Consider the following 25112-nt stretch of genomic DNA (forward strand, 5'->3'; position numbering starts at 1 on the left):
TCGACCCGAATTCTCGTTAGACGGGAGCCGTTCCGTTTCCCCAGAATCGCCGAACGGCTCCAAGCTGTTATTTCGGCGCGTTTCCGGACGGAAAACCGGTACCCACTTTTCCTGGAAACGCTCCAGACCCGTTCCGCTTTTATCGAAAGCACGGAGCGGGGCTGAGTTATGGTTTCAACGCGTTTCCGGACGGAAAACCGGTACCCACTTTTCCTGGAAACGCTCTAGCTGCCCTGTCCTTCGTCGTCTTCCTCGTCGCCCTCACCGCCTTTGCGCCAGGCCTTCAGGCCGGAGAAGACCGAATCCGGATCGACGTCCTCGTCCTCCTCGTCCGGACGCGACGCCGGAGCGAGCGATTCGTCCACCGACAGGAGCGTCGCCGGCTCGGTGCGATCTTCGCCGCCAGGCCCGGCTTCCGCCGCCGCCTTCTCAACTTCGAGATCGAGTTCGATCTGGGTGCACAGACCAAGCGTCACCGGATCCGCCGGCTGCAGGTTCGGCGCATTCCAATGGGTGCGGTCGCGAATCGCCTGAATCGTCGACTTGGTGGTGCCGACGAGGCGCATGACCTGCGCATCCTTCAGTTCCGGGTGATTGCGCAACAGCCACAGGATCGCATTCGGCCGGTCCTGACGCTTGGACACCGGCGTGTAACGCGGGCCGCGCTTCTTCGATTCCGGCACCCGCACCTTCGGCGGCGCCAGCTTGAGGCGATGATTCGGGTCAGCCTCGGCCTTATCCAGCTCGTCGCGCGTAAGCTGGCCGGTCAGAACCGGATCGAGCCCCTTGATCCCCTGAGCCGAGTCCCCATCGGCGATCGCCTTCACCTCGAGCGGATGCAGCTTGCAGAACGCCGCGATCTGATCGAAGGACAACGCCGTGTTGTCGACCAGCCAAACCGCGGTCGCCTTAGGCATGAGCGGAGCGTTTTGCCCGATCGCCATTCAAATTCCTCCTGTTTGCTTGCCCGGCCTCGCGCCGGGAAAGCCCTTTTCCACCGAATGTAGGGGATTGAGACAGGAGATATAGACCGCAAGCGCGGCCGACGCAAACCGTGCGTTTAGGTTGCACCCTCCGCCTGCGAGGGCACAACCGACGATCGGTGGCCGCCGCGATTGCTGCCCTAGCCGACGGTGAGCACGATCTTGCCGACGTGGCCCGAGCTTTCCATCCGTGCATGGGCATCGGCCGCCGCCTGCAGCGCGAAGGTCGAATCGATTACCGGGCATACGGTCCGGTCCGCCAGAAGTGGCCAGACATTGCCTTCCAGCGCTTCGGCAATCAGGCCCTTGAAGGCGATTTCCCGCGCCCTGAGCGTCGAGCCGGTGTGGGTCAGCCGCTTCATCATCAAGCGCCGGAAATCCACATGCTCGCTCGGACCTTGCAGCACCGCGATCTGGACGATGCGTCCCTCGACGGCCGCCGCCTGCCAGTTGCGCTCCACATAGCTGCCGCCGACCATATCGAGAATGAGATCCGCGCCGCGGCCCTCGGTTTCCTCCTTGACCACGGAAACGAAATCGCTGGTGCGGTAGTTGATCGCCACGTCGGCGCCGAGCTCGCGGCAAGCGACGAGCTTGTCGTCGGAGCCGGCGGTCGCGATCACGAACGCGCCAAATGCCTTGGCAAGCTGGATCGCCGTGGTGCCGATGCCGGAGGTCCCGCCATGGACCAGAAACCGCTCGCCGGGCTTGAGCTTGCCGCGATCGAACACGTTGGACCAGACGGTGAAGAAGGTCTCCGGAACGGCGGCGGCTTCCACCATCGAAAGTCCCGAGGGCACCGGCAGAACGGTCTCCTCCGCAGCGACGCAATATTCCGCGTAGCCACCACCGGGCACAAGCGACAGCACGCTGTCGCCAACCGCCACGGTCTCCACATCGTCGCCGATGGCGACCACGGTGCCGGCGATCTCCAGGCCGGGGATGTCGGTCACCCCTTTCGGCGGCGGATAATTGCCCTGGCGCTGAAACACGTCGGGTCGATTGACGCCGGCGGCTTCGACCTTGATCAGCACCTCGCCGGCATCGGGCCGCGGCACCGGCCGCGTCACGGGAACCAGAACCTCAGGCCCGCCCGGCTCGCGTATCGCGATCGCGGTCATCGTCTCCGGCACTCGATCCACCATCGTCCATCTCCCGATTTTATTGCTGATCTCGGACATAGCCCGCCAGGTCCGCGAGGCCAACGCCGATCGGCACCTCGACGCCAGAATCCTGTTCCGTTCCAGCCGTTCCGGCACACGCGCTTGTTTTCCTTCGCCTTTCCCAAGGCTCGGGATTTCCCTTCGTCGGCCGTTTCGGTTAGACTTCGCTTGGTCGAAAAAGACGAAGGCCATGCGTTCATGAGTCTGATCGGCGACGATGACCGTCCGCAACGCCCCGCCGCGATCGTGATCGGCGAGGATCTTTCCGCGCATTCGCTGGAAGAGCTCGCCGACCGGCGAGCCGCGTTGGAAGAGGAGATCGAACGCATCGATCGCCTCAGCGAGGCGAAGAGCGCCAGCCGCGCCGCCGCCGACAGCTTCTTCAAGACCTAAAGAGCATTTCCAGGCCAAGCGGAAGCGTTCGAGCTCGCCATCCGCCCCCGGCCGGTTTGCGAACGCCTTCCCCCGTTTACCGATTGTTAAGGTTAATTAAGGATAACTGACTCATCCAGTTTCGCTGGATCGGTTTTCTTGACCGGGAGCGACACGTGCCGCTCCACCTGACCCCTCCAAGTGACTTCGGCCGCCCTCGACGGGCGGCCATTTTTTCTTGTGCGAAGGGCGCGTTCGATCAGCCTTCCGTCGGCAAGACGGCGGTGGCCTCGATTTCCACCTGCGCCTCCGCCTCCACCAGCGCCGCCACCTGCACCAGTGCCATCGCCGGGAAATGCTTACCGAGCACCGAGCGATACACCGGCCCAAGCTCCTTCAGCGACGCGCGATAGGTATCGATGTCGGTGACATACCAGGTCAGCCGCGCAATGTGCTCCGGTCCGCCGCCAGCAGCCTCCACCACATCAAGGATGTTCCGGAGCGCCTGGCCCACCTGACCCAGGAAATCGGCAGGGAACTTGCCGTCGACCGTCCATCCGATCTGCCCGCCGACAAACAGCACCCGGCCCTCTCCAACCATACCGTTGGCATAGCCCCTGGGCTCCGCCCATCCCTCCGGCTGTACCGCTTTCAGCGGCGACATCACACGGGCGGGCTGCTGGGGCGTGGCTTTCGTGCCGTCGACATCCACTTGGCTCAAGGCGTCACCTCCAATGACATGGCTGGACGGGGGCAGAACGGAGCGCGGACCGCAGCCCCGCCCCATCCGTCCGAAGGAAACAATCGCGGCCCGCACCGGGCCGGCTTCCGATCAGGCGTTTCAACCCGACCGGAAAAGGCTCTACTTGGCAGCCGGAGCGGCAGCTTCCGACTCGGCGAATTGGCGAAGCTGGAAACGCTGCAGCTTTCCGGTCTCCGTGCGCGGCAACTGCGTCACGAACTCGATCGCACGCGGATACTTGTAGGGTGCAAGCTCCGCCTTGACGTAGTCCTGCAGCTCTTTCACCAGCGCGGCATCGCCCGTAAAGCCGTCCTCAAGAACGACATAGGCTTTGACGATGTGGCCGCGATCGGGATCAGGGGCGGCGACGACCCCGCATTCCGCCACCGCCGGATGGGCCAGAAGCGTGCTCTCGACCTCGGGACCGGCGATGTTGTAGCCGGACGAGATGATCATGTCGTCGGAGCGCGCCTTGTACCAGAAATAGCCGTCCTCATCCATTTCGAAGGTATCGCCGGTGAGGTTCCAGCCGTTCTGGACGTACTTGGTCTGACGATCGTCGGCGAGATAGCGACAACCCGTCGGACCGCGCACGGCAAGCCGGCCCGGCACGCCCGGCGGGCAGGTGTTGCCCTGCTCGTCGATCACCTTCGCCTCGTAGAAGGGAACCGGCTTACCGGTAGAGCCCGGCCGGATTTCCTCCTCGCGCGCGGCGATGAAGATATGCAGCATCTCCGTGCCGCCGATGCCGTCCATCAACTTGATACCGGTCTTCTCGTACCAGGCATCCCAAGTCGGTTTCGGCAGCGTCTCCCCGGCCGAGACGCATTTGCGCAGGCTGGAGATATCGGCCTGGTCGAGCTTGGTCAGCATCACCCGGTACGCGGTCGGCGCGGTAAAGGTGACGGTCGCTTTATATTTGCTGATCGCCTCCAGGAGGTCGTCGGGACCGGCACGCTCCAGAAGAATGCCCGCCGCCCCGACCCGGAACGGAAACAGCACGAGGCCGCCCAGCCCGAAGGTGAACGCCAGCGGCGGAGACCCGACGAAGCGATCGTCCTCGCGCGGCTGCAGCACCTGCTTGCCGTAGCAGTCGCAGATCGCGAGCATGTCGCGATGGAAGTGGATGGTGCCCTTGGGCTGGCCCGTGGTGCCCGAGGTGAACCCGATCAGGCAAATGTCGTCGCGCGAGGTATCGCAGGCCTCGAACGGCGCATCATACTGCGCCATCTGGGCTTCCAGCCCATCCGGCGCATCGGTGCCGAAATAGAGAATGTCGGTCATCCGCGGCGCGGCGACCCGGGTCTTCTCCATTTCGTCGCTGAGCTTCTTGTCGCACACGCCCAGGCGGATCTCCGCCTTGTCCACCAGGACGGAAAGCTCCTTCGCTCTGAGCAACGGCATCGTCGCCACCACGATGCCGCCGGCCTTGATGATGGCGAAGTAGACCGCCGTCATCATCGGGTTGTTGGCGGAGCGCAGCAGCACCCGGTTGCCGGACTTCAGCCCGTACTTGTCGACCAGCACGTGGGCGATCTTGTCCACGACCTTGACCAGATCCGCATAGGTCCAGGTCACGTCCGGTCCGATCAGCGCGATGTTGTCACCGCGACCTTCCGCAACATTCTTGTCGATCAGCTCGACAGCGCAGTTCATGCGGTCGGGATAGCCAAGCTTTTCCAGATTCGGGAACTCCGGCCACTGGTCCAGCGGCGGAAGATTGTCCCGAGCAAAGGTATCAACGTGCGCGGATTCAGTTCCCATCTTCAGTCCTCTCAACACGGAAGGTGTTTTATATTTCAGCCTGTCCTTGTGAGCTCGTTCCTGCCCTTGAAGGTTAGTTAAAAGCGTCCGCCGCAAAGGCCTGAAGCGCCTGGCGCGCGATCACGATTTTCTGCACCTCGCTCGCTCCCTCGTAGATCCGGAGCGCACGGATATCCCGATAGAGTTCCTCCACCCGCGTGCCGCAGCGCACGCCGTCGCCACCGTGGATCTGCACGGATTTGTCAATCACCCGCTGAGCCGCCTCGGTGGCGTAAAGCTTCGCCATGGCCGCCTCGCGGGTGATGCGCGGGGCACCTTGGTCCTTGGTCCAAGCCGCGCGGTAGACCAGAAGGGCCGCGGCATCGACATCGAGCGCCATGTCGGCGAGCGCGGCCTGGGTCAGCTGCAGATCGGCAAGCGGCGCACCGAAGAGATGACGCGAACTCGCCCGGTTCAGCCCCTCCTCCAGGGCCGCGCGGGCAAATCCGAGCGCGGCCGCCCCAACGGTGGAGCGAAACACGTCGAGCGTCGCCATGGCGATCTTGAAGCCCTCGCCCGGCTTCCCGAGCCGGTTCGCCTCCGGCACCGTCACGTCCTCCAGCACGAGCCGGCCGAGCGGATGCGGCGCGATGGTGTCCAGCCGTTCGGCAACCGTGAAGCCCGGCCGGTCCGCCTCGACCACGAACGCCGACAGGCCGCGCGCACCCGGCGCCTCGCCCGTGCGGGCGAACACCACATACTGGTCGGCGATGCCACCGTTGGAGATCCAGGTCTTCTCGCCGGAGATGCGGATATTGCCGTTGCCATCGGGCTCGGCGGTGGTCGCAAGTGCCGCCACATCCGATCCGGCGGCAGGTTCCGTCAACGCGAAGGCAGCGATCGCCGCGCCGGCGCCGACCTTCGGCAGAAACCGCGCCTTCTGATCGTCGCTTCCGTAAAGGCTGATCGAGCCGGTGCCGAGCCCCTGCATGGCGAAGGCGAAATCGGCAAGCGCGTGATGACGCCCCAAGGTCTCGCGCGCGATGCAAAGCGTGCGCACGTCCAGCGTCTCGGCCGCCCCGCCGTGCGGCGCCACGACCGTGTGCTTCAGGAAGCCGGCCTCGCCCAACGCCCCGACAAGGCGACGACAGCTTCCGTCGACATCGTGGTGATCGATAAGCCCGGGTACCGTCTTGGCGGCCCAGCCATCGAGTTCGGCGGCAAAGGCGCGATGGCGCTCCTCAAAGAACGGCCAGTCGAGAAAGCTCTTGTCCGCCATGGCTCAGTTGCCCTCGAACACCGGCGTCTTCTTCGCCGCGAACGCTTCGAAGGCGCGGCGATAGTCCTCCGTCTGCATGCAAACGGACTGGGCGAGCGCCTCCGCGTCGATGAGCTGATCCACCGACATGTCCCACTCCATGTGCATCATCTTCTTGGTGATCCCGTGGGCGAAGGTCGGTCCTTTGGCGAGCTCGGCGGCGAAGCTCTGCGCCTCGGCCAGCACCGCGTCGGACGCCAGCAGCCGGTTGAAAAACCCCCAGCGCTCCGCCTCGTCGCCGCGCATGACGCGGCCGGAATAAAGTAGCTCCGCCGCACGCCCAAAGCCGATAATGCGCGGCAGGATCCCGCACGCGCCCATATCGCAGCCGGCAAGGCCGACCTTGGTGAACAGGAAGGCGACCTTGGCGGCCTCGGTGCCGAAGCGGACATCGGAGGCCATGGCGATGATGGCCCCCGCGCCCACGCATACGCCATCAATGGCGGCGACGATCGGCTGCGGACACGCCCGCATGGCCTTGACCAGATCGCCGGTCATCTGGGTGAAGTCGAGCAGACCGACCATATCGCGCTCAAGCAGCGGCTGGATGATCTCGAACACGTCGCCGCCGGAGCAGAAATTGCCGCCGGCACCGGTTACCACGATGGTCTTGACCTCGGTCTCATGGCGCAGCGCCCGAAAGGTGTCACGCAGCTCCGCATAGCTCTCGAACGTCAGCGGATTTTTCCGCTCGGGGCGGTTCAAGGTGATGGTCGCAACCGGTCCTTCGACCGTCAGCAGGAAGTGTTCCGGCTTGTAGTCCTTGAGCGGCAACTCGATCTGGAACCGGTCGCTCATCGCGCCCCCTCTCCTTTTTTGGAATGCGAAAGCACCGAGGCCTTGGCCTGACCGAGCTGGTCGAGCAGGACCTCGATGTCGTCGGCCGATAGATCGCCGAACAATTCGCCGATCCAGTCCGCGTGCTCATCGGCCATCTGGCGGAACGCCGCCCGGCCATCCGGCGTCAGCCTCACGAAAGTGGAGCGACGGTCGGTATCGGAAGCACGGCGCTCCACCAGGCCGTCCTCGGTCAAACGCTCCACCAAGCCGGTCACGTTGCCGTTGGACACCATCATCCGACGCGAGATCTCGCCCAGGCTGAGTCCTTCGGGCGCCTTGTCGAGCTGGGCCATCAGATCGAAGCGCGGCAGCGTCACGTCGAAACGCTCGCGCAGCCGGCGGCGGATCTCCGTCTCGATCATGTTGGTGCACGCCAGCATGCGCAGCCACAGGCGCAATTCGCTTGTGTGATCGCGCGGGCGCTCCAGTGCCCGCGTCTCGGCATCAAGCGCGGCAGTCTCCGTGATCGCCCGCATCACATCACCTCGCCGCCGGCGACCACGATGGACTGGCCGGTCACCGCGCCGGCATCGCGCCCAACCAGCCATTGCACCGCGTCAGCCACCTCTTCCGGCCGGATCAGCCGCTTAAGCGGATTCGTTTCCGATAGCGTGGCACGCGCCTCCTCGGCACTACGGCCGGTCAGCGACACGATCCGGTCAATGCTCTCAGCGGTCAAATCGGTATCGGTGAAGCCCGGACACACCGCATTCACCGTCACGCCCTTGCCGGCGGTCTCCAGCGCAAGCGCGCGCGTCAAGCCGACGACCGCGTGCTTGGAGACGACATAGGCGGACGTGTAGGCGTAGCCTTTCAGGCCGGCAGTGGAGGCAATGTTAACGATGCGCCCAAAGCCGGCTTCGAGCATCGCCGGCAACACCGCCTGGGCGCAGGTGACGACTCCCTCCACGTTGACCTGGAACAACTGGCGCAGCATCGCGGCATCGGTCTTCATAAAGGGCGCCGTCCGCGCGAGCCCCGCGGAATTGACTAGGACATCGATCGCCCCGTTCGCACCGACCGCTTCGCCCACCACGCGACCGATCGCCTCAGGCTCGGTCACGTCCGCCGGAAACACAGCCGCCCCGCCGATGGCCTCGGCGGTTTGATCGAGCGGTTCGCGCCGACGTCCCACAAGGCTCACCTTGAACCCTTGATCTTTCAGGGTTTTTGCGATCGCCGCGCCGATGCCGGTACCGCCTCCGGTGATCATTACATGCCGATCGCTCGAACCGTCGCCCACGCTTGCCTCTCGCTCCAAGTTCCCGCCGCCAACGGACAGCGGCGCATGTCATTAGGCGGGCTGGCAAGCTGCCACCCGCAGGCATTCTCGGCTCCCGGCGGCGCGTTTTCATCGCTTGCACGGGAAATTGTTTCAAGCTTAAAATATCTTCCCTGGGGGCACAAGGGTGACCGTTCCGGCAAGTTCGGGCCCAATGCTTCACCGCTTTATCGGGAGACGTGTCATGAAAATTTCCGTGATGGGTGGCGGGCCTGCCGGGCTTTATTTCGCCATTCTGATGAAGAAGTCCTATCCGGCCGCGCGCATCACGGTTTTTGAGCGCAACCGGCCGGACGATACGTTCGGATTCGGGGTGGTGTTCTCCGACGAGACGCTACAGACTTTCGAAGCCTATGACTTCGAGAGCTACCAGGCGATCACAGACCACTTCGCCTACTGGGACGACATCGAGATCCACTTCAAGGACAACGTGTACCGGATCGGCGGCAACGGCTTTTGCGGCACCTCGCGCAAGCAGCTTCTGATCCTGCTCCATCAGCGCGCCCGCGAACTCGGCATCGAGCTTCTGTTCGAGACCGACGTCACCGATTTCGAGCGCCTGATGCGCGAGTCCGACCTGGTGGTGGCCTCCGACGGCATCAACTCGCTGGTGCGCGAGACCTACAAGGATCACTTCCAGCCGGAAGTCGACCTGCGGCCCAACAAGTTCGCCTGGATGGGCTCCACCAAACCGCTGGACGCCTTCACCTTCTTCTTCGAAGAGACCGAGTACGGCATCTTCATCGCGCACACCTACCAGTACGAGCCGGGCCTCTCGACCTGGGTGATGGAGACCGATCCGGACACCTGGGCGCGCGCCGGCCTCGACAAGATGAACGAGCCGGAATCGGCCAAGTTCTTGGAGAAGGTGTTCGCCAAGCAGCTCGAAGGGCATCCGCTCCTGATCAACCGGTCCTATTGGCGCAACTTCCCCGCCATTCGGAACAAGCACTGGTATAAGGACAACATCGTCCTGCTCGGCGACGCCAAGTCGACTGCGCACTTCTCGATCGGCTCCGGTACGAAGTTGGCGATGGAAGATGCCATCGCCCTGTTCGAGGCGTTCCGGGCAAATGCGTCCGTGGCCGATGCGCTCGCCGCCTTCGAATCCCAGCGCCGCGAGGACGTGGAGAAGATCCAGCATGCGGCCGAAGTGTCGCTGGTCTGGTTCGAACACGTCGACCGCTACTGGGACATGGATCCGGTTCAGTTCGCGTTCGGGCTGATGACGCGGTCCAAGGCGATCACCTACGACAATTTGGAGCTGCGCGAAGAGCCGTTCGTGCGCGCCGTCGACAAGATGTTCGCCAAGCAGGTCGCGGCGGAAGGCTTCGAGGTGGACCTGGAGAACCCGCCGGCCCCGATGTTCCACCCTTTGCGCATGCGCGACATGGTGGTGGAGAACCGTCTGGTGGTGTCACCGATGGACACCTATTCGGCGGTCGAAGGCGTGCCTCAGGACTTCCACCTCGTGCACTACGGGGCACGTGCCATGGGCGGCGCCGGCCTTCTCTACACCGAGATGACCTGCGTATCGGAAAAAGGTCGGATCACGCCGGGCTGCGCCGGCATCTACACCGACGAGCAGGAAGCCGCCTGGTCCCGCATCGTCGACTTCGTGCACAAGAACTCCCACGCGAAGTTCTGCATGCAGATCGGCCATTCCGGCCGCAAGGGCTCGACCAAGCTGATGTGGGAAGGCATCGATCAGCCGCTGGAGGAAGGCGGCTGGGACGTGGTCGCCCCCTCGGCCCTGCCCTATTTCGAGAACAGCCCCGTGCCCCATGTCATGACCCGCGAGGACATGGACTGGATCAAGGGCGAGTTCGTCGCGGCCGCGAAGCGGGCCAACAGCGCCGGCTTCGACATGCTCGAGCTCCACTGCGCCCACGGCTATCTGCTGGCAAGCTTCCTGTCGCCGCTCACCAACACCCGCGACGACGAATATGGCGGCTCGTTGGAAAATCGGCTGCGCTACCCGCTGGAGGTGTTCGATGCGGTCCGGGCCATCTGGCCGAACGAAAAGCCGATGTCGGTGCGCCTGTCGGCAACGGACTGGAAGGAAGGTGGCATCACGGGCGACGATTCCGTCGCGATCTCCCAGGCGTTCCTGGAGCACGGCGCCGACCTGGTGGACGTCTCCACCGGCCAGACCGTGCCGGACGCCAAGCCGATCTTCGGCCGCATGTTCCAGACCCCGTTTGCCGAGCAAATCCGCAACGAGGCCGGCGTGAAGACGATCGCGGTCGGCAACATCACCACGGCGGATCAGGTGAACACCATTCTGGCCGCCGGCCGCGCCGATCTCGTCGCCATGGGACGTCCGCACCTGCTCGATCCCGCCGTTGGGTTGGACTCGGCGGCGACCTACGGCTTCTCCGAGATGTACTGCCCGCCGCAATATCTCGCCGGCTACCAGCAAGCCCTGCGCACCGCCCAACGCGACCGCGAGGAGCTGAAGGAGCTGAAGCTGAAGGCGCGACCGCGGCACCACTACACCGACGCCCGCAAGCAGGCGGCAGAGTAGAGCGCTTCCGCGAAGGCTGAAACCTGATCACCGGCCGGGTCGCACGTGCGATCCGGCCGTTTTCTTTTCCCCCGCCCATCCCCAGCCTTACGCAAATGAAGTGTTGATCGGTGCGCAGGGAGCGGGCAGGTACGGGGCCGTGATGGGCCGTGCGTGGCTTGTCGCCGCCATGGAGATCGTCCCGCCGATGAGAGTGTTCCGGCCGCTACTTGCCGCCCTCGTCCTACTCACCACAACCGCGTGCATGGCGACCGGGGATGCCCCGATCCCGATGGCGACAGGAACGACCACAGCGGCGAGCTGTGCCGCACCCGCCGCGCCGGCGCCGAGCGACGTCGCGCTGGAGCGGATGATCGGGCAGCTTCTCGTTGTGGGCTTCAGCGGATCGTCGTCGGGGTCGGCTTCGGCCGCCGCGGTTCGCGACGATCTCGCGGCCGGACGCGTCGGCGGCGTCCTGTTCTTGCGCCACAACGTCAGCTCTGCAGCAAACGTCAAGCGGCTCGCCGCCGATTTCCAGGCCGCGTCCGGGTCGACGCCCGCGCTCCTAATGATCGATCAGGAAGGCGGCAAGGTCCAACGGCTGACCGCCTCCATGGGCTTTCCCTCGACCCCGTCGGCCGCCTATGTGGCCAAGCACTATTCGCCCGGCGAAGCGCAAACGCTCTATCGCAAGATGGCGGACGCGCTGAAGGCATGGGGCTTCAACGTCAATCTGGCACCGGTCGCCGACGTGGCGGTCAATCCCGCAAACCCGGTGATTGCCAAGGCCGACCGCGCCTTCTCCAGCGATCCGGCGGTGGTCGCGGCCTATGACGAGGCCTTCGTGAAGGCCCATCGTGCGGCCGGCGTCGCCGCTTCGCTCAAGCACTTCCCCGGCCACGGCTCGTCGGCGGGCGACAGCCACAACGGGGCCGTCGACATCACCAAGACGTGGAGCAAGGCGGAGCTGATCCCCTATCGCACGCTCATCTCCGACGGGGTCGCCGATCTGATCATGGTCGGCCATCTCCGGCTGGCGCGACCGGGCTACGGCGACACGCTTCCGGCCTCGATTTCGCCGGCGGTGATCCAGGGCCTCTTGCGCGACCAGCTTTGCTTCAAAGGCGTCGTGATGACCGACGATCTCATTATGCGTGCGATCCGAAACCGGATGAGCGCCGTGGACGCGGTCGTGGCGGCCCTCAAAGCAGGCAACGACATTGCCGTCGTCTCCGGCGACGGCTCGACGGGGTCGGATTTCCCGCAGAAGGCGATCGCCGCCGTGGCGGCTGCCGCAGCCGAGGATCCCGCCTTCCGTCAGTCGCTCGCCCAGTCCTATGCTCGGGTGATGGCCCTGAAGCGGAAAGTCGGCGCCCCGACGGGGCTGTAGAGCATTTCCAGGCGACGTGGGAACCGGTTCGCCGTCCGGAAATGCGCCAAAACGAGGAGTTAGAGCCGTTCAGCTATTCCATTGAAAGCTGACCGGCTCTGGAACGCGACCGAAAGGCGTCGGGCCACCGTCACCGTCTTGCCGCATGAACGACGGCGAGACTGCTCCTGCCATTCCAGAGAACGGCTATTCTCCAGGGCATCGGCAATGACCTGCGACACGGTCATCCCGGATCGCGCCGCAATTGCCGCGACCCGCTGGTGCAGAGTTGGAGAAAGCTCGAGTTCCACCGTCATGATCTGCCAACAATTGCATCCAATCCCTCAAACCGAAAGATAGCGCTCGGTGACGGTGGGGTCGGCCGCAAGGTCCGCCGTCGTCCCGGCCCACACTACCAGCCCCTTCTCGATAACCACGTGGCGATCGGCGAAGCGCGACAGAGCGTCGATATTCTTGTCGACAATCAGGATCGATTGGCCTTCCTTCTTCAAGGTTTCCAGCACGCTCCAGATCTCTTCGCGGATCAGCGGCGCGAGTCCTTCTGTGGCCTCGTCGAGGATCAGGAGCTTGGGGTTGGTCATCAAGGCGCGGCCGATCGCCAGCATTTGCTGCTCGCCGCCGGAGAGCTGTTTGCCGGAGTTGTTGCGCCGTTCCGCAAGCCGCGGGAAGAAGCGATAGACCTCCGCAAGCGTCCAGCGCGGTTTGCCGCCACCGCGATTGGCGGACGTGGCGACCAGATTTTCCTCCACCGACAGGGTCGGAAAGATCTGCCGGCCCTCCGGGACAAGGCCCAGGCCGGCTTGGGCAATGCGATAGGCGGGCGCGCCCGTGAGGTCGGTTCCGCCGATCACGACCCGCCCCGCCTTGGGGGAGAGCAGCCCCATGATGGTGTGGATCGTCGTGGTCTTGCCCATGCCGTTGCGGCCGAGCAGCGTCACCGCCTCGCCCTCTTCGAGCCTCAGATCGATGCCGAACAGAACCTGGCTGTCGCCATAGGCCGCTTCGAGGCCGTCGACGGCCAGCATGGTTCGGGTCGCGCGCGCGTCCATCAGGCCTCCTCCCCGAGATAGGCCTTGCGGACCTTCTCGTTGGTTCGGATGTCAGCCGGCGCACCGGTTGCAATCACCTCGCCATAGACAAGGACGGAGATCCGGTCGGCCAGCGCAAAAACGGCCGCCATGTCGTGCTCGACCAGTAGCATGGTGTAGTCGGCGGCAAGCCGCTTCAAAACCGTCACCAGGCGCTCGGTCTCCTCCTTGCCGGTGCCGGCCATGGGCTCGTCGAGGAGCAGAAGCTTGGGCTCGGTGGCGAGCGCGATGGCCAGTTCCAGGCTCCGCTTTTCGCCGTGGGACAGACGTCCGGCTTGCATATGGGCCCGATCGGCGAGCCCAACGATTTCCAGATGCTGGAGCGCCCGCTTGGAAAGGCCGATATCCCGTGCCACCGCCTTTATAAAGCGGAAGGAGTGCCCCTGCCGCGCCTGGACGGCGAGCGCCACGTTGTCCAGAACCGTGAAGTCGGGCAGCACCGTGGTGATCTGAAACGAGCGGGCCAGGCCGAGCCGGGCCCGCTGGGCCATGGAGAGGCCGGTGACGTCGCGCCCGTCGAACGTGATGCGGCCATGGTCCGGCTTGAGCGCCCCGGAAATCTGGCTGATCAGCGTGGTCTTACCGGCCCCGTTGGGGCCGATGATCGCGTGAACTTCCCCCCGCAGGATATCCAGGGAGAGCTCGTTGGTGACCCGAAGCGCCCCGAAATGCTTCGACAGCCGCTCGAGCCGAAGGATCGCGTCAGCCATGGGCGCGCACTCCCGTGATCAGGCGCACCAGCCCACCTTTGCCGTACAGAACGACCAGGACGAGGAAAGGCCCGAAGATCAACTGCCAGTGGTGAGTGACATCTTGAAGCAGCGATTCCAGCAGCAGATACGCGGCCGCGCCGATGATTGCGCCGTGCAGCGTACCGATCCCACCCAGCACCACCATGACGATCAATTCGCCGGAGCGGTGCCAACCCATATAGGCGGGGCTGACGAACTCGGTCTGGTTGGCGAGCAGCACGCCGGCAAGCGCACAGATCATGGCGGCGATCACATAGGCCACGAGCCGGTAAGGATAGGGATCGATACCGATCGCCCGTAGCCGGATCTCGCTCTGCTTCGCGCCGGTCAGCACCCGGCCGAAGCGAGACGCCACGATCATCCTGCACAGAAGATAGACCGCCAGCAGGCAACCGAAGGTCACGTAGAAGAAGGTGAGGCGATCGTCGAGCGGGCCCGTGCCGAAAAACTCCGTGCGTCGCCAGATGGTGAGCCCATCGTCGCCGCCATAGGCCGACAGGCTGGTGGTCGTGTAGTAGGCCATCTGGGCGAAGGCCAACGTGATCATGATGAAGTAGACGCCACGGGTTTTCAGCGAGATCGCGCCGGTGACGAGCGCGAACAGGCCTGCTGCGACGAGCGCGACCGGGATCGCCACCAGCCCGTCATAGATGCCCTCGGCCGATAGAATGCCGATGCCGTAGGCGCCGATCCCCAGGAACGCGGCATGCCCAAACGAGACCAGCGCGCCGTAGCCGAGGATCAGATCAAGGCTGACGGCGGCGATCGCGAAGATCATGACGCGAATGACGAACAACGTGATGAAGCTGTCGTCGAGCACGGTCGCGAGCGCCGGCACCAGCGCCAGCAGAACGAAAATCGCGATTGGCAGCCGCAATCCCAAAAGGCGCGGGCTCGCGGGAGTGCGACCGGCAGAGGCGGTGGTCAGGGTTGGCGTGTCGCTCATGCCTGCTGCCCCTTTGCGGGGAAAAGCCCGGTGGGTCTGAAGAACAGGACCGCAGCCATCAATACGTAGATCAGCATGGAGGCGACCGCCGGGCCGACGTCCGTCGCCGTCGACGGCGACATGACCAGCTTGGCAATGTCGGTCATGAAGGTGCGCCCCAGCGTATCCACCAGCCCGACGATGATGGCGGCGAAGAAGGCGCCGCGTATCGAGCCAATCCCCCCGATCACGATCACCACGAAGGCGAGAATCAGCAGGCTGTCGCCCATGCCGGGCTCGACCGACAGGATCGGCGCGGCCAGAAAGCCGGCAAAGCCGGCCAGCATCACCCCGAAGCCGAACACGATCATGAACAGGCGGCGAATGTTGATCCCGAGCGCGGAAACCATCTGGGCGTTGGTCGCCCCCGCCCGCACCAGCATTCCGATCCGCGTGCGGGTAACGAGCACCCACAGCAGCACGGCAACGCCGAGGCCGACCAGGATGAGCGCGATCCGGTACACCGGGTAGAGCAGGCCGTTCATGAGGACGACCCCGCCGGACAGCGTTTCCGGCATCGCCACCGACAGCGGCGCCGACCCGAACAGAACACGCACGGCCTCGTTCAAGAACAGGATGACGCCGAAGGTCGCGAGCACCTGGTCGAGATGATCTCGCTCGTAGAGATGGCGGTAGATCAGCACCTCAAGAAGCAGGCCGATCACAAGGGCTGCGGCCATGGCCAGAAGCAGGGCCAGGAAGAAGTTCCCCACCAGCCCGGTGAACAGCACCGCGAGATAGGCGCCGACCATATATTGGACGCCATGGGCGAGATTGACGAAATCCATCACGCCGAACACCAGCGTCAAACCGGCGGCGACAAGAAACAGGAGCACGCCGAGCTGCAGGCCGTTCAAAAGCTGAACGGCGAAAAGCATCATCGACAAGGGGGAAACCTCGCTGGAAACGAATGAGGCGGATGCGACGTCGCGAACCGGATCTCGCGCAGCTTTTGCATGGCCGGGGCCAAGCGCCCGAGAAGCGGGCGGGGGCCGCGGCTACGGCCTGTCGAGAATTGGGCTCGCCTTGTGCGATCGCCGGCCGGCATGTGCCCGCGCCGTCTTTCGATCGATCCTGGCACGACAACCGACACCGATCCGGCTCGGTATCCGGGTCGGCGACGCGACCCCACCTTTCGTCACTTCCGACATGACAGTCGATCCCCACGGTTCTCTGGAAGGTGCCTGCTGTTTTTTTGTGCGGCACACCGTCTGCTTACGCATTTTGCGAAACTAGACGTTCGCCGGTCGACACCGTCGACATTTTAGGTTTGAAATATCTCTGTTGTGAAGCCCCGCGCGCAGCTTTGCTCGCCGACGCCATCCGCCTCGCACCCGGATATGGCGCACGAGTTGCAGGCGACGCGGACAAGATTGATTGCAACCGGACAGAGGGAGAATCGGAGCATGTCCGTCGTTGGAACCCGAATGAGGATTGGCGCCATCGCGGTCGCGATGAGCCTGGCGGCCGCTGTCGGCCAGGCGAACGCCGATACCGTGCTGCGCGTCTCGAACTGGCTGCCGCCGGGACATCCGTTGGTCACGGAGATCATCGAGCCTTGGGGCAAGAAGGTTGCGGAAGCCACCGACGGCCGGGTGACGGTCGACGTGATGAAGGCCCCGATCGGCAAGCCGCCGGCCCAGTATGACCTGATCCGCAACGGTGCAGCCGATGTCGCCTATGGCGTGCACGGCTACACCCCGAACCGCTTCTCGCTGACCTCGCTGGTGGAACTGCCGTTCCAGTCCAACACGTCGGAGGCGCTCTCCGTCGCCTACTGGCGCGTCTACGAGAAGTATCTGAAGGCCGCCAACGAGCATGAAGGGGTGAAGGTGATCACCCTGTTCACCCATGGCCCCGGCGAAATCTACACCACCCAGGGTCCGGTCACCGAAGCGAGCCAGTTGGAAGGCGCGAAGTACCGCGTCGGCGGCGGTCTCGCCAACACGGTGGCTGAGGATCTCGGCATCGTGCCGGTCAGCGCGCCCTCGCCGCAGGTCTACGAGATCCTGTCGAACGGTGTGGCCGACGGCATCCTGTTCCCGGCGGAATCCGTGCCCTTCTTCAAGATCGACACGGTGATCAAGAACGGCACCAGCGTCGACGGCGGGCTCTACAACACCAGCTTCTTCATCATCATGAACCGGAAGACCTGGGACAGCCTGTCGGCGGAGGATCAGGCCGCGATCGACAAGGTCTCCGGTGAGGCGCTGGCGCGGATCGCCGGCCAGGCCTGGGACAACGCCGACGCCGCGGGCGTGAAGAAGATGGAATCGGAGGGCATCAAGATCATCGAGGCGGACGACGCCTTCATGAAGACGCTCCACGAGAAGCTGGACGGGATCCAGTCGGTCTTCCTCGACGCCGCCAAGGAAAAGGGCGTCGACGGTGAGGCCGCCTTGAAGATGCTTAAGGAAGAAGTGGCCAAGGAAAGCAAGTGAACGCGAACGACGCGCTCCACTCGCATCAGACGCGCCGCCCTTTCGCGGCGCGTCTTCCCGCCATCTGCGCGGGCCTCCTCAATGTCATCGCGGGCATCTTGCTGTTCACGATGATGCTTCTGACCGTCGTCGACGTGATCGGTCGCTACATCTTCACCGCACCCGTTCCCGGCGCCTTCGAGGCGACGGAAGTCATGCTCGTGCTGATCGTGTTCGTGGGCCTGCCGATCGTGACGGCCCGAAACGAGCACGTCTCGGTGCTGCTTTTCTACGACCGGACCCCGCCCTTCCTTCAAGCCATCTTGCGCATGGGGGCGCGGGTGCTGATGGCGTTCGGCCTCGGGGTGGCGAGCTGGCTGCTCTACCACAAGGCCGTCGAGCTGACCTCCTATGGAGACACGACCGTGATTCTTCGTATCCCGCTCGCACCGGTCGCCTTCGCCATGTCCGCCCTTTGCGCAATCGCGACCGTCGTCGCAGCGATTGCCGTCTTCAAGCGCAGCGAAGAGGCCTGATCCGCCCATGGATGCCTGGGTTCCGGGGCTGATCGCCCTTCTCGCCCTGCTGTTCGCCGGCGTGCCGATCGCGATCGCGATGGGTCTCGTGGGAGCAGTCGGTCTCATCGTCATCATCGGCCCGCAAGGCGCGCTCGCGATGGTCGGCCAGACCATCTTCGACACCGGCCTATCCTATTCCCTGTCCGTGGTGCCGCTGTTCATCCTGATGGGGAATTTCGTCACCCGCGCCGGCCTGTCCGACGAGCTCTATGCCGCCTGCCATGCCTGGCTCGGCCGCCGACCCGGCGGGCTGGCAATGGCGACGGCCGTGGCCTGCGGCGGCTTTTCCGCCGTTTGCGGCTCCTCGCTCGCCACCGCCGCCACCATGGGCAAGGTCGCGCTGCCGCAGATGCGGAAATATCGCTACGACGACAGCCTGGCTTCGGGCGTCATCGCGGCCGGCGGCACGCTCGGCATCCTGATCCCGCCGAGCGTGATCCTGGTCATCTACGGCGTCACCACCCAGCAGGACATCGGCAAGCTGTTCGTCGCCGGTATCGTGCCGGGCCTGATCGGCATTCTCTGCTACATGGGCGCCGTGCGCGTGGTGTGCGCGCTCGATCCGGAGAAAGGACCGCGCGGCCCGCTCGTCCCGATGGCGGAGAAGCTGCGGGCGACGCGCGGCGTGCTCGGCATCATGGGCCTGTTCGTGCTGGTCATCGGCGGCATCTATGTCGGCGCCTTCACCGCAACCGAGGCGGCCGGCATGGGCGCGTTCGGAGCATTCCTGATCGCCCTCGCCCGGCGAGCGCTGACATTGCGGATCCTGGGCGAGATCCTGGCGGAGACCGCTGCCACCACCACGATGATGTTCGCCGTCCTGATCGGCGCCTTGGTGTTTGCCAACTACGTCAACATCGCCGGCCTGCCGGACGACCTGACGTCCTTCGCCACCGGCGCCGACGTGCCGCCGTTCGTAATTCTCCTCGGCATCCTGTTCGTCTATCTCCTGCTCGGAATGGTGCTGGAGAGCCTGTCGATGGTGTTGCTGACGGTGCCGATCTTCGCGCCGCTGATCGGCTCTCTGGGCTACGATCTGGTCTGGTTCGGGATCGTGGTGGTGATCATGACGGAAATTTCGCTGATCACCCCGCCGGTCGGCCTCAACGTGTTCGTCTTGAAGACGGTGCTGCCGGACGTACCCGTCGGCACGATCTTCAAGGGCGTGATGCCGTTCATTCTCGCCGACATCCTGCGGATGGTGCTGCTGCTCGCCTTCCCGGTCCTTGCGCTCGGGCTGCCGACGCTGATGGGGTAGATAAATCCGGCGAAGCCGCAACCGGGTCGCCGTCCGGAACCAAAAGCCGGATTCAGCGGCCCTTGCAGTCCCCGAACTTCGTCACCCGGCGGAGCGTCAGGTTGATGCGCCCACCTTCGGGAAGAAGGCTCGAGGATCCGGCGATCACGCGGTCGATGCCGTGATAGGCGAGCCGGTCGTCGCCGCCGAACACGATGACGTCGCCGGAGGCAAGCCGCAGCGAGCGGGTCGGCCCTTTGCGGGTGGTGCCTCCGATCCGAAACACCGCCGTGTCCCCGAGCGACACCGACACGACAGGTGCGGCGAAGGTTTCCTCGTCGCGATCCTGGTGCAAGCCCATGCGCGCGCCTGCGGCATATTGGTTCACGAGACAGGCCTCCGGCGGCGCGGAGATGCCGGCCACCTCGTGCCAGAGGATCAACAGCCGCTCCGGGATCGGCGGCCACGGTCGGCCGGTCTCCGGATGGGTTGGCTGGTAGCGGTAGCCGGCCACGTCCGACACCCAGCCGAGCGACCCGCAATTGGTCATGCGGACCGAGAACGGCTTGCCGGTGCGCGGCATTCGCGGCAGGAAGAAGGGTGCCTCGTCGACCACCGAGATCAGATCGGCAAGCAGGGCACGCTGGGTCGCCTTGTCCAGGCGCTCGGGATAGATCTCAACGCTCATGGCCTCTATCTGAGGCCCGACAATAAAAAGGTCCACCATCGAAGATCACGACGGCGGCTGGAAAGTAAGATCCGCTTGTGGGCGCGGCACACTTCCCGCCCTGCCCGGCTTGCGGCCGATTTTCCACCTTCTTATATAGCTCCCAGCGATTTGGCCCATCGGGGCCCCGCATCATTGGTATTGCGCCGAAACGACAAGGGGGCCGGCCGACGATCTCGTCGGCAAAGTCGGACGCCGTTCCGGGTCCGACCGGTCTGCCAGAAGGAGAGAGACTGACATGAGCAAGGTCATTGGCATCGACCTCGGCACGACGAACTCGTGCGTCGCGGTGATGGACGGCAAACAGGCCAAGGTCATCGAGAACGCAGAGGGCATGCGCACCACGCCGTCGATGGTCGCGTTCACCGACGAAGGCGAACGCCTGGTCGGCCAGCCGGCGAAACGCCAGGCTGTGACCAACCCGGAGCGCACCCTGTTCGCGGTGAAGCGGTTGATCGGACGCCGCTTCGAAGACCCGACGGTGGGCAAGGACAAGGACCTGGTTCCCTACAAGATCGTGCGCGCCGACAACGGCGACGCGTGGGTCGAGGTGGACGACAAGTCCTATTCGCCCTCGCAGATCTCCGCCTTCATCCTGCAGAAGATGAAGGAGACGGCGGAAGCCCATCTCGGCTCCGAGGTGACCCAGGCCGTCATTACCGTTCCCGCCTACTTCAATGATTCTCAGCGTCAGGCCACCAAGGACGCCGGCAAGATCGCCGGCCTGGAAGTGCTGCGCATCATCAACGAACCGACCGCGGCCGCGCTCGCCTACGGTCTCGATAAGACCGAGGGCAAGACCATTGCGGTCTACGACCTCGGTGGCGGCACGTTCGACATTTCGATCCTGGAGATCGGTGACGGCGTGTTCGAGGTGAAGTCGACCAACGGCGATACCTTCCTCGGCGGCGAGGACTTCGACATGCGCCTCGTCGATTATTTCGCCGAGGAGTTCCGGAAGGAGCAGGGAATCGACCTGCGCAAGGACAAGCTCGCGCTGCAGCGCCTGAAGGAGGCTGCTGAGAAGGCGAAGATCGAGCTGTCGTCCGCCCAGCAGACCGAGATCAACCTGCCCTTCATCACGGCCGACCAGTCCGGTCCGAAGCACCTCACCATGAAGCTTTCGCGCTCCAAGTTCGAAAGCCTGGTGGAGGATCTGGTTGCGCGTACCATCGAGCCCTGCCGCAACGCCCTCAAGGATGCCGAGCTGCAGGCCGGCCAGATCGACGAGGTCGTTCTCGTCGGCGGCATGACCCGCATGCCGAAGATCCAGGAGCAGGTGAAGCAGTTCTTCGGCAAGGAGCCGCACAAGGGCGTGAACCCGGACGAGGTGGTCGCCATCGGTGCGGCGATCCAGGCCGGCGTGCTCCAGGGCGACGTCAAGGACGTGCTGCTGCTCGACGTGACGCCGCTGTCGCTGGGCATCGAGACGCTGGGTGGCGTATTCACCCGTCTGATCGACCGCAACACGACGATCCCGACCAAGAAGTCGCAGACCTTCTCCACCGCCGAAGACGGCCAGACCGCGGTAACGATCCGCGTGTTCCAGGGCGAGCGCGAGATGGCGGCCGACAACAAGATGCTCGGCCAGTTCGATCTCGTCGGTATCCCGCCGGCTCCGCGCGGCGTGCCGCAGATCGAGGTCACCTTCGACATCGACGCCAACGGCATCGTCAACGTGTCCGCCAAGGACAAGGGCACCGGCAAGGAGCAGCAGATCCGCATCCAGGCCTCCGGCGGCCTTTCCGACGCCGACATCGAGCAGATGGTCAAGGACGCGGAGAGCCACGCCGACGAGGACAAGAAGCGGCGCTCGCTCGTGGAGGCCCGCAACCAGGCCGAGGCGCTGGTCCATTCGACCGAGAAGATGCTTTCGGAGAATGGCGAAAAGCTTGCCGAGTCCGACAAGTCGACGGTTCAGGCTGCGCTTGACGACCTGAAGCAGGCCATTGCCGGCGACGATCCGGCCGCGATCGAGACCAAGAGCCAGGCGCTGGCCCAGGCTTCCATGAAGCTCGGCGAGAGCCTCTACCAGAGCGACGAAGGTCAGGCGTCGGCCGAGCAGGGTTCGGCCGGCTCGGAGCAGAACGAGGACGTCGTCGACGCCGACTTCGAAGAGGTGAAGGACGACGACGACAAGCGGAGCGCATAACGGCTTCCGCGGATAAGTCTCGGATGCGGCACACCGTCAGCGGTGTGCCGCATCTTTCATATGAACTGATGTTTCACGTATTGGCCGTATCTTCCGAGGGATGACCTCGTCCCGGGTGGACGAGGCGGGTGGAGCGCAAGCCCCCATCTCAGCCCGGATTTCGCTCACGCGGCCCGATATTTCGCAAGCAGAGTTACGAACCCGATGGCCAAGCGCGACTACTACGAGGTTCTCGGCGTCCACGCTCAGGTGACCGAAACCGAGTTGAAGAGCGCCTACCGCAAGCTCGCCATGCAGTATCACCCGGACCGCAATCCGGGGAACGCAGACGCCGAGCACCGCTTCAAGGAGATCAGCGAGGCTTACGACGTCCTCAAGGATCCGCAGCGGCGGGCCGCCTATGACCGATTCGGGCATGCCGCCTTCGAGGGCGGCGGCTTCGGCGGCGGCGACGGACCAGGCTTCAACGGCGACTTCGCCTCGGCGATGTCGGATATCTTCGACGAATTTTTCGGCATGGGCCAGCGCCGCCGCTCCGGCGCCGGCGGGCGCGAACGCGGCGCGGATCTGCGCTACAATCTCGAAATCGAGCTGGAAGAGGCCTTCACCGGCAAGACGGTGGAGATCGAAGTGCCGACCTCCGTCACCTGCGTGACCTGCTCCGGCTCCGGTGCCAAGCCGGGCACCTCCCCCACCACCTGCCAGACCTGTAAGGGCGCCGGCCGGGTGCGGGCGACACAGGGCTTCTTCACGCTGGAACGGACCTGCCCGACCTGCCACGGGCGCGGCTCCATCGTCACCGATCCCTGTGAGGTCTGTTCCGGCCAGGGTCGCATCTCCGAAGAGCGCAAGCTGTCCGTCAACATTCCTGCCGGCATCGAAGACGGCACGCGCATTCGGCTGGCCGGGGAAGGCGAAGCCGGCGCGATGGGCGGACCCGCGGGCGACCTCTACATCTTCCTGTCGATCAAGCCGCACGCCTTCTTCCAGCGCGAAGGCGCCGACATAGCCTGCCGCGTGCCGATTTCGATGACCACGGCGGCGCTCGGCGGCGAATTCGAGGTCCCGACCGTCTCCGGCGAAAAGACGCGCGTGAAGGTGCCGGAAGGCACCCAGACCGGGCGCCAGTTCCGCCTGAAGTCGAAGGGGATGCCGATCATTCGCAGCCCCCAGTTCGGCGATATGTACATCCAGGTTGTTGTCGAGACGCCGCGCAACTTGACCAAACGACAGCGTGAGCTGTTAGAAGCCTTTGAAGAAGAGGCCTCTCAGGATAATCATCCTGATTCACACGGCTTCTTTTCCAGGGTGAAGGACTTTTTCGACAGCCTGGGAGGATAACAGGTTGTCGCCGGCGTACTGCCGGATCCGCCGATTGGAACACGAAGGCTACCCATGCTCGCCATTGCCCGAACCCACGCCCGGAATTTCTCCAACCGCTTCGTCGACGAAGTACGGTTCTTGCGAGCGTGGGTCGAGCGGCCGCTCACCACGGGCGCCGTCGCCCCCTCCGGAGCGACCCTGTCGCGGCTGATGGCAAGCTTCGTGGATGCCGACTGTCCCGGACCGATCGTCGAGCTGGGTCCGGGCACCGGCGTCGTCACCGACGCGCTGGTCAAGCGCGGCATCGACGAAGCGCGGCTGATCCTGATCGAGTACAGCCCGGACTTCTGCGCGCTCCTGTCGGAGCGCTTCCCGCGGGCAACCGTGATCCAGGGCGACGCCTATGCCATGGCCGATGTGATCGGCAACCCGGTTTCCGGTTCGCTTGCCGGCGTGGTCTCCAGCCTCCCGCTCTTCACCCGACCTTTGGAGATGCGACAAAAGCTGATCGAGGACGCACTGGAGCTGATGTCGCCCGGCGCGCCTTTCATCCAGTTCTCCTATGCCCTGGTGCCGCCTGTGCCGGAAGTCGACGGCCAATATGGCGTGACCCGCACCTCCTGGGTGGTGCGCAACGTGCCGCCGGCGCGCGTGTGGCTTTATCGCCGCGTGGTCGACAAGGCCGACGGCTCCTCCCTCGTCGCGGCCTGACGCTTCGCCGGCCGATGTCGTTTGCGGACGGAAAGCCGCCTTCCATCTTGAATGGAACTGCGTTCCCCCCGCCCATCGGTGTCCTGGCGTTTGCATTCTGCGGCAGCAAACATACATCAGGTCGCGACCCTTTGGTTCCGGGCATCTCGCCCGAGCCTTCTTCCTGCGTTCAACGCGAGGTCCAGATGACGTCTCCCGCAGATCCGATCGGCTGGCACGGCACCACGATTCTGGCCGTCCGCAAGGGCGACGAGATCGTGATTGCCGGTGACGGCCAGGTTTCGTTCGGCCAGACGGTGATGAAGAACAACGCGCGCAAGGTGCGCCCGCTCGGCGACGGCGACGTGATCTCCGGCTTCGCCGGCGCCACCGCCGACGCCTTCACGCTGCTGGAGCGGCTGGAACAGAAGCTGGACCAGTATCGCGGGCAGCTCCTGCGTGCCTGCGTGGAGCTCGCCAAGGACTGGCGCACCGACCGCTATCTGCGCCGCCTGGAGGCGATGATGATCGTCGCCGACCGCAAGCAGACGCTGGTGCTGACCGGCAACGGCGACGTGCTGGAGCCGGAAGACGGCGTCGTCGGCATCGGATCCGGCGGACTTTACGCGCTGTCCGCGGCCCGCGCGCTGATGGACACCGACATGGACGCCGAAGCGATCGCGCGGCGCGCCATGGCGATCGCCGCCGATATCTGCGTCTACACCAATGGACACCTGGTGGTGGAGCGCCTCGGCGCCAGCGGCTAGAGGCCCGCCCTGCCCGCAAAACAACAGCCCGACGGAAAGGCCGATATGGCACTT

General features: G+C 64.7%; 24 protein-coding genes. 10 read left to right on the plus strand and 14 right to left on the minus strand.

The window, feature by feature from the left end; all coding sequences use genetic code 11:
- Nucleotides 1-224: 224 nt before the first annotated feature.
- Together HNS03_RS17560 and HNS03_RS17565 are read right to left on the minus strand one after the other, a co-directional pair.
- On the minus strand, nucleotides 225-944 hold the full coding sequence (locus HNS03_RS17560; RefSeq protein ID WP_367197171.1) for a DUF1013 domain-containing protein: 720 nt from the start codon (nucleotides 942-944) through the stop codon (nucleotides 225-227).
- Nucleotides 945-1123: 179 nt separating this feature from the next.
- A complete protein-coding gene (locus HNS03_RS17565) occupies nucleotides 1124-2125 on the minus strand; it encodes an NAD(P)H-quinone oxidoreductase (RefSeq protein WP_367197290.1) in 1002 nt (333 codons plus the stop codon).
- 219 nt (nucleotides 2126-2344) lie between these two features.
- Between HNS03_RS17565 and HNS03_RS17570 the strand changes: the two genes are divergently transcribed.
- On the plus strand, nucleotides 2345-2539 hold the full coding sequence (locus HNS03_RS17570; protein ID WP_367197172.1) for a DUF1192 domain-containing protein: 195 nt from the start codon (nucleotides 2345-2347) through the stop codon (nucleotides 2537-2539).
- A gap of 238 nt (nucleotides 2540-2777) precedes the next feature.
- Here the strand turns inward: HNS03_RS17570 and HNS03_RS17575 are convergent, their stop codons facing one another.
- The 6 genes from HNS03_RS17575 to HNS03_RS17600 form a co-directional block, all read right to left on the minus strand.
- A complete protein-coding gene (locus tag HNS03_RS17575) occupies nucleotides 2778-3230 on the minus strand; it encodes a RidA family protein (RefSeq protein ID WP_367197292.1) in 453 nt (150 codons plus the stop codon).
- Nucleotides 3231-3380: 150 nt separating this feature from the next.
- The gene (locus tag HNS03_RS17580; RefSeq protein ID WP_367197174.1) at nucleotides 3381-5024 is read right to left on the minus strand and encodes an AMP-binding protein; all 1644 of its coding nucleotides are present in this window, start codon (nucleotides 5022-5024) and stop codon (nucleotides 3381-3383) included.
- A gap of 73 nt (nucleotides 5025-5097) precedes the next feature.
- Nucleotides 5098-6282 carry an acyl-CoA dehydrogenase family protein gene (locus HNS03_RS17585; RefSeq protein ID WP_367197176.1) on the minus strand — a complete coding sequence of 395 codons (1185 nt, stop codon included), beginning with the start codon at nucleotides 6280-6282 and terminating at the stop codon, nucleotides 5098-5100.
- Between the two features lie 3 nt (nucleotides 6283-6285).
- Complete coding sequence (locus HNS03_RS17590; protein WP_367197178.1) at nucleotides 6286-7119, minus strand: enoyl-CoA hydratase family protein; 834 nt, start codon at nucleotides 7117-7119, stop codon at nucleotides 6286-6288.
- Nucleotides 7116-7637 (minus strand): MarR family winged helix-turn-helix transcriptional regulator, encoded by a 522-nt coding sequence (locus tag HNS03_RS17595; RefSeq protein WP_367197179.1) that lies wholly within the window; start codon nucleotides 7635-7637, stop codon nucleotides 7116-7118. Before HNS03_RS17595 ends, HNS03_RS17590 begins: the two co-directional genes overlap by 4 nt.
- A complete protein-coding gene (locus tag HNS03_RS17600) occupies nucleotides 7637-8374 on the minus strand; it encodes an SDR family NAD(P)-dependent oxidoreductase (RefSeq protein WP_367197181.1) in 738 nt (245 codons plus the stop codon). Before HNS03_RS17600 ends, HNS03_RS17595 begins: the two co-directional genes overlap by 1 nt.
- 253 nt (nucleotides 8375-8627) lie before the next feature.
- Here HNS03_RS17600 and HNS03_RS17605 point away from each other — a divergent pair, with 253 nt between their 5' ends.
- The gene (locus HNS03_RS17605) at nucleotides 8628-10970 is read left to right on the plus strand and encodes a bifunctional salicylyl-CoA 5-hydroxylase/oxidoreductase (protein WP_367197183.1); all 2343 of its coding nucleotides are present in this window, start codon (nucleotides 8628-8630) and stop codon (nucleotides 10968-10970) included.
- 142 nt (nucleotides 10971-11112) lie between these two features.
- Nucleotides 11113-12339: a glycoside hydrolase family 3 N-terminal domain-containing protein gene (locus HNS03_RS17610; RefSeq protein WP_367197184.1), complete on the plus strand. Its 1227-nt coding sequence runs from the start codon at nucleotides 11113-11115 to the stop codon at nucleotides 12337-12339.
- A 59-nt stretch (nucleotides 12340-12398) separates the two neighbouring features.
- Here HNS03_RS17610 and HNS03_RS17615 read toward each other — a convergent pair whose 3' ends face one another.
- Genes HNS03_RS17615 through HNS03_RS17635 form a run of 5 tightly spaced genes read right to left on the minus strand, consistent with a single transcriptional unit; the run spans nucleotide 12399 to nucleotide 16045 of the window.
- Nucleotides 12399-12635 carry a hypothetical protein gene (locus tag HNS03_RS17615; protein ID WP_367197186.1) on the minus strand — a complete coding sequence of 79 codons (237 nt, stop codon included), beginning with the start codon at nucleotides 12633-12635 and terminating at the stop codon, nucleotides 12399-12401.
- Between the two features lie 27 nt (nucleotides 12636-12662).
- Nucleotides 12663-13364 carry an ABC transporter ATP-binding protein gene (locus HNS03_RS17620; protein ID WP_367197293.1) on the minus strand — a complete coding sequence of 234 codons (702 nt, stop codon included), beginning with the start codon at nucleotides 13362-13364 and terminating at the stop codon, nucleotides 12663-12665.
- A gap of 23 nt (nucleotides 13365-13387) precedes the next feature.
- On the minus strand, nucleotides 13388-14137 hold the full coding sequence (locus HNS03_RS17625; RefSeq protein WP_367197188.1) for an ABC transporter ATP-binding protein: 750 nt from the start codon (nucleotides 14135-14137) through the stop codon (nucleotides 13388-13390).
- Nucleotides 14130-15125, minus strand: coding sequence for a branched-chain amino acid ABC transporter permease (locus tag HNS03_RS17630; protein ID WP_367197190.1), 996 nt, complete (start codon nucleotides 15123-15125; stop codon nucleotides 14130-14132). The genes HNS03_RS17625 and HNS03_RS17630 overlap by 8 nt, the downstream gene beginning before the upstream one ends.
- Nucleotides 15122-16045: a branched-chain amino acid ABC transporter permease gene (locus tag HNS03_RS17635; protein ID WP_367197294.1), complete on the minus strand. Its 924-nt coding sequence runs from the start codon at nucleotides 16043-16045 to the stop codon at nucleotides 15122-15124. Before HNS03_RS17635 ends, HNS03_RS17630 begins: the two co-directional genes overlap by 4 nt.
- Nucleotides 16046-16570: 525 nt before the next feature.
- Between HNS03_RS17635 and HNS03_RS17640 the strand changes: the two genes are divergently transcribed.
- The 3 genes from HNS03_RS17640 to HNS03_RS17650 are packed head-to-tail and all read left to right on the plus strand — an operon-like array spanning nucleotide 16571 to nucleotide 19420.
- On the plus strand, nucleotides 16571-17605 hold the full coding sequence (locus HNS03_RS17640) for a TRAP transporter substrate-binding protein (protein ID WP_367197192.1): 1035 nt from the start codon (nucleotides 16571-16573) through the stop codon (nucleotides 17603-17605).
- Nucleotides 17602-18120 carry a TRAP transporter small permease gene (locus HNS03_RS17645; protein WP_367197194.1) on the plus strand — a complete coding sequence of 173 codons (519 nt, stop codon included), beginning with the start codon at nucleotides 17602-17604 and terminating at the stop codon, nucleotides 18118-18120. The genes HNS03_RS17640 and HNS03_RS17645 overlap by 4 nt, the downstream gene beginning before the upstream one ends.
- Before the next feature lie 7 nt (nucleotides 18121-18127).
- Complete coding sequence (locus tag HNS03_RS17650; RefSeq protein WP_367197196.1) at nucleotides 18128-19420, plus strand: TRAP transporter large permease; 1293 nt, start codon at nucleotides 18128-18130, stop codon at nucleotides 19418-19420.
- A gap of 52 nt (nucleotides 19421-19472) precedes the next feature.
- On the opposite strand, the gene HNS03_RS17655 is transcribed toward HNS03_RS17650, so the two are convergent.
- On the minus strand, nucleotides 19473-20087 hold the full coding sequence (locus HNS03_RS17655) for an alpha-ketoglutarate-dependent dioxygenase AlkB (protein ID WP_367197197.1): 615 nt from the start codon (nucleotides 20085-20087) through the stop codon (nucleotides 19473-19475).
- A 277-nt stretch (nucleotides 20088-20364) separates the two neighbouring features.
- Here HNS03_RS17655 and dnaK point away from each other — a divergent pair, with 277 nt between their 5' ends.
- The 4 genes from dnaK to hslV all read left to right on the plus strand — a co-directional run bounded on the left by dnaK (nucleotide 20365) and on the right by hslV (nucleotide 25058).
- Entirely contained in the window at nucleotides 20365-22278 is a 1914-nt protein-coding gene (dnaK, locus tag HNS03_RS17660; RefSeq protein ID WP_367197199.1) for a molecular chaperone DnaK, read from the plus strand.
- 204 nt (nucleotides 22279-22482) lie between these two features.
- Nucleotides 22483-23619, plus strand: coding sequence for a molecular chaperone DnaJ (gene dnaJ, locus HNS03_RS17665; protein ID WP_367197201.1), 1137 nt, complete (start codon nucleotides 22483-22485; stop codon nucleotides 23617-23619).
- A gap of 54 nt (nucleotides 23620-23673) precedes the next feature.
- The gene (locus tag HNS03_RS17670) at nucleotides 23674-24312 is read left to right on the plus strand and encodes a class I SAM-dependent methyltransferase (RefSeq protein WP_367197203.1); all 639 of its coding nucleotides are present in this window, start codon (nucleotides 23674-23676) and stop codon (nucleotides 24310-24312) included.
- A 185-nt stretch (nucleotides 24313-24497) separates the two neighbouring features.
- The gene (gene hslV, locus HNS03_RS17675) at nucleotides 24498-25058 is read left to right on the plus strand and encodes an ATP-dependent protease subunit HslV (protein WP_367197205.1); all 561 of its coding nucleotides are present in this window, start codon (nucleotides 24498-24500) and stop codon (nucleotides 25056-25058) included.
- The last annotated feature ends 54 nt before the right edge of the window (nucleotides 25059-25112 follow it).

The organism is Amorphus sp. 3PC139-8, from assembly GCF_040750475.1.
Taxonomy (GTDB): domain Bacteria; phylum Pseudomonadota; class Alphaproteobacteria; order Rhizobiales; family Amorphaceae; genus Amorphus.

Coding starts and splice junctions, on each gene's coding strand:
- HNS03_RS17560 (WP_367197171.1), bottom strand. CDS start 944: ATGGCGATCGGGCAAAACGCTCCGCTCATGCCTAAGGCGACCGCGGTT.
- HNS03_RS17570 (WP_367197172.1), top strand. CDS start 2,345: ATGAGTCTGATCGGCGACGATGACCGTCCGCAACGCCCCGCCGCGATC.
- HNS03_RS17580 (WP_367197174.1), bottom strand. CDS start 5,024: ATGGGAACTGAATCCGCGCACGTTGATACCTTTGCTCGGGACAATCTT.
- HNS03_RS17585 (WP_367197176.1), bottom strand. CDS start 6,282: ATGGCGGACAAGAGCTTTCTCGACTGGCCGTTCTTTGAGGAGCGCCAT.
- HNS03_RS17590 (WP_367197178.1), bottom strand. CDS start 7,119: ATGAGCGACCGGTTCCAGATCGAGTTGCCGCTCAAGGACTACAAGCCG.
- HNS03_RS17595 (WP_367197179.1), bottom strand. CDS start 7,637: ATGCGGGCGATCACGGAGACTGCCGCGCTTGATGCCGAGACGCGGGCA.
- HNS03_RS17600 (WP_367197181.1), bottom strand. CDS start 8,374: ATGATCACCGGAGGCGGTACCGGCATCGGCGCGGCGATCGCAAAAACC.
- HNS03_RS17605 (WP_367197183.1), top strand. CDS start 8,628: ATGAAAATTTCCGTGATGGGTGGCGGGCCTGCCGGGCTTTATTTCGCC.
- HNS03_RS17610 (WP_367197184.1), top strand. CDS start 11,113: ATGGGCCGTGCGTGGCTTGTCGCCGCCATGGAGATCGTCCCGCCGATG.
- HNS03_RS17615 (WP_367197186.1), bottom strand. CDS start 12,635: ATGACGGTGGAACTCGAGCTTTCTCCAACTCTGCACCAGCGGGTCGCG.
- HNS03_RS17620 (WP_367197293.1), bottom strand. CDS start 13,364: ATGCTGGCCGTCGACGGCCTCGAAGCGGCCTATGGCGACAGCCAGGTT.
- HNS03_RS17625 (WP_367197188.1), bottom strand. CDS start 14,137: ATGGCTGACGCGATCCTTCGGCTCGAGCGGCTGTCGAAGCATTTCGGG.
- HNS03_RS17630 (WP_367197190.1), bottom strand. CDS start 15,125: ATGAGCGACACGCCAACCCTGACCACCGCCTCTGCCGGTCGCACTCCC.
- HNS03_RS17635 (WP_367197294.1), bottom strand. CDS start 16,045: ATGATGCTTTTCGCCGTTCAGCTTTTGAACGGCCTGCAGCTCGGCGTG.
- HNS03_RS17640 (WP_367197192.1), top strand. CDS start 16,571: ATGTCCGTCGTTGGAACCCGAATGAGGATTGGCGCCATCGCGGTCGCG.
- HNS03_RS17650 (WP_367197196.1), top strand. CDS start 18,128: ATGGATGCCTGGGTTCCGGGGCTGATCGCCCTTCTCGCCCTGCTGTTC.
- HNS03_RS17655 (WP_367197197.1), bottom strand. CDS start 20,087: ATGAGCGTTGAGATCTATCCCGAGCGCCTGGACAAGGCGACCCAGCGT.
- dnaK (WP_367197199.1), top strand. CDS start 20,365: ATGAGCAAGGTCATTGGCATCGACCTCGGCACGACGAACTCGTGCGTC.
- dnaJ (WP_367197201.1), top strand. CDS start 22,483: ATGGCCAAGCGCGACTACTACGAGGTTCTCGGCGTCCACGCTCAGGTG.
- HNS03_RS17670 (WP_367197203.1), top strand. CDS start 23,674: ATGCTCGCCATTGCCCGAACCCACGCCCGGAATTTCTCCAACCGCTTC.
- hslV (WP_367197205.1), top strand. CDS start 24,498: ATGACGTCTCCCGCAGATCCGATCGGCTGGCACGGCACCACGATTCTG.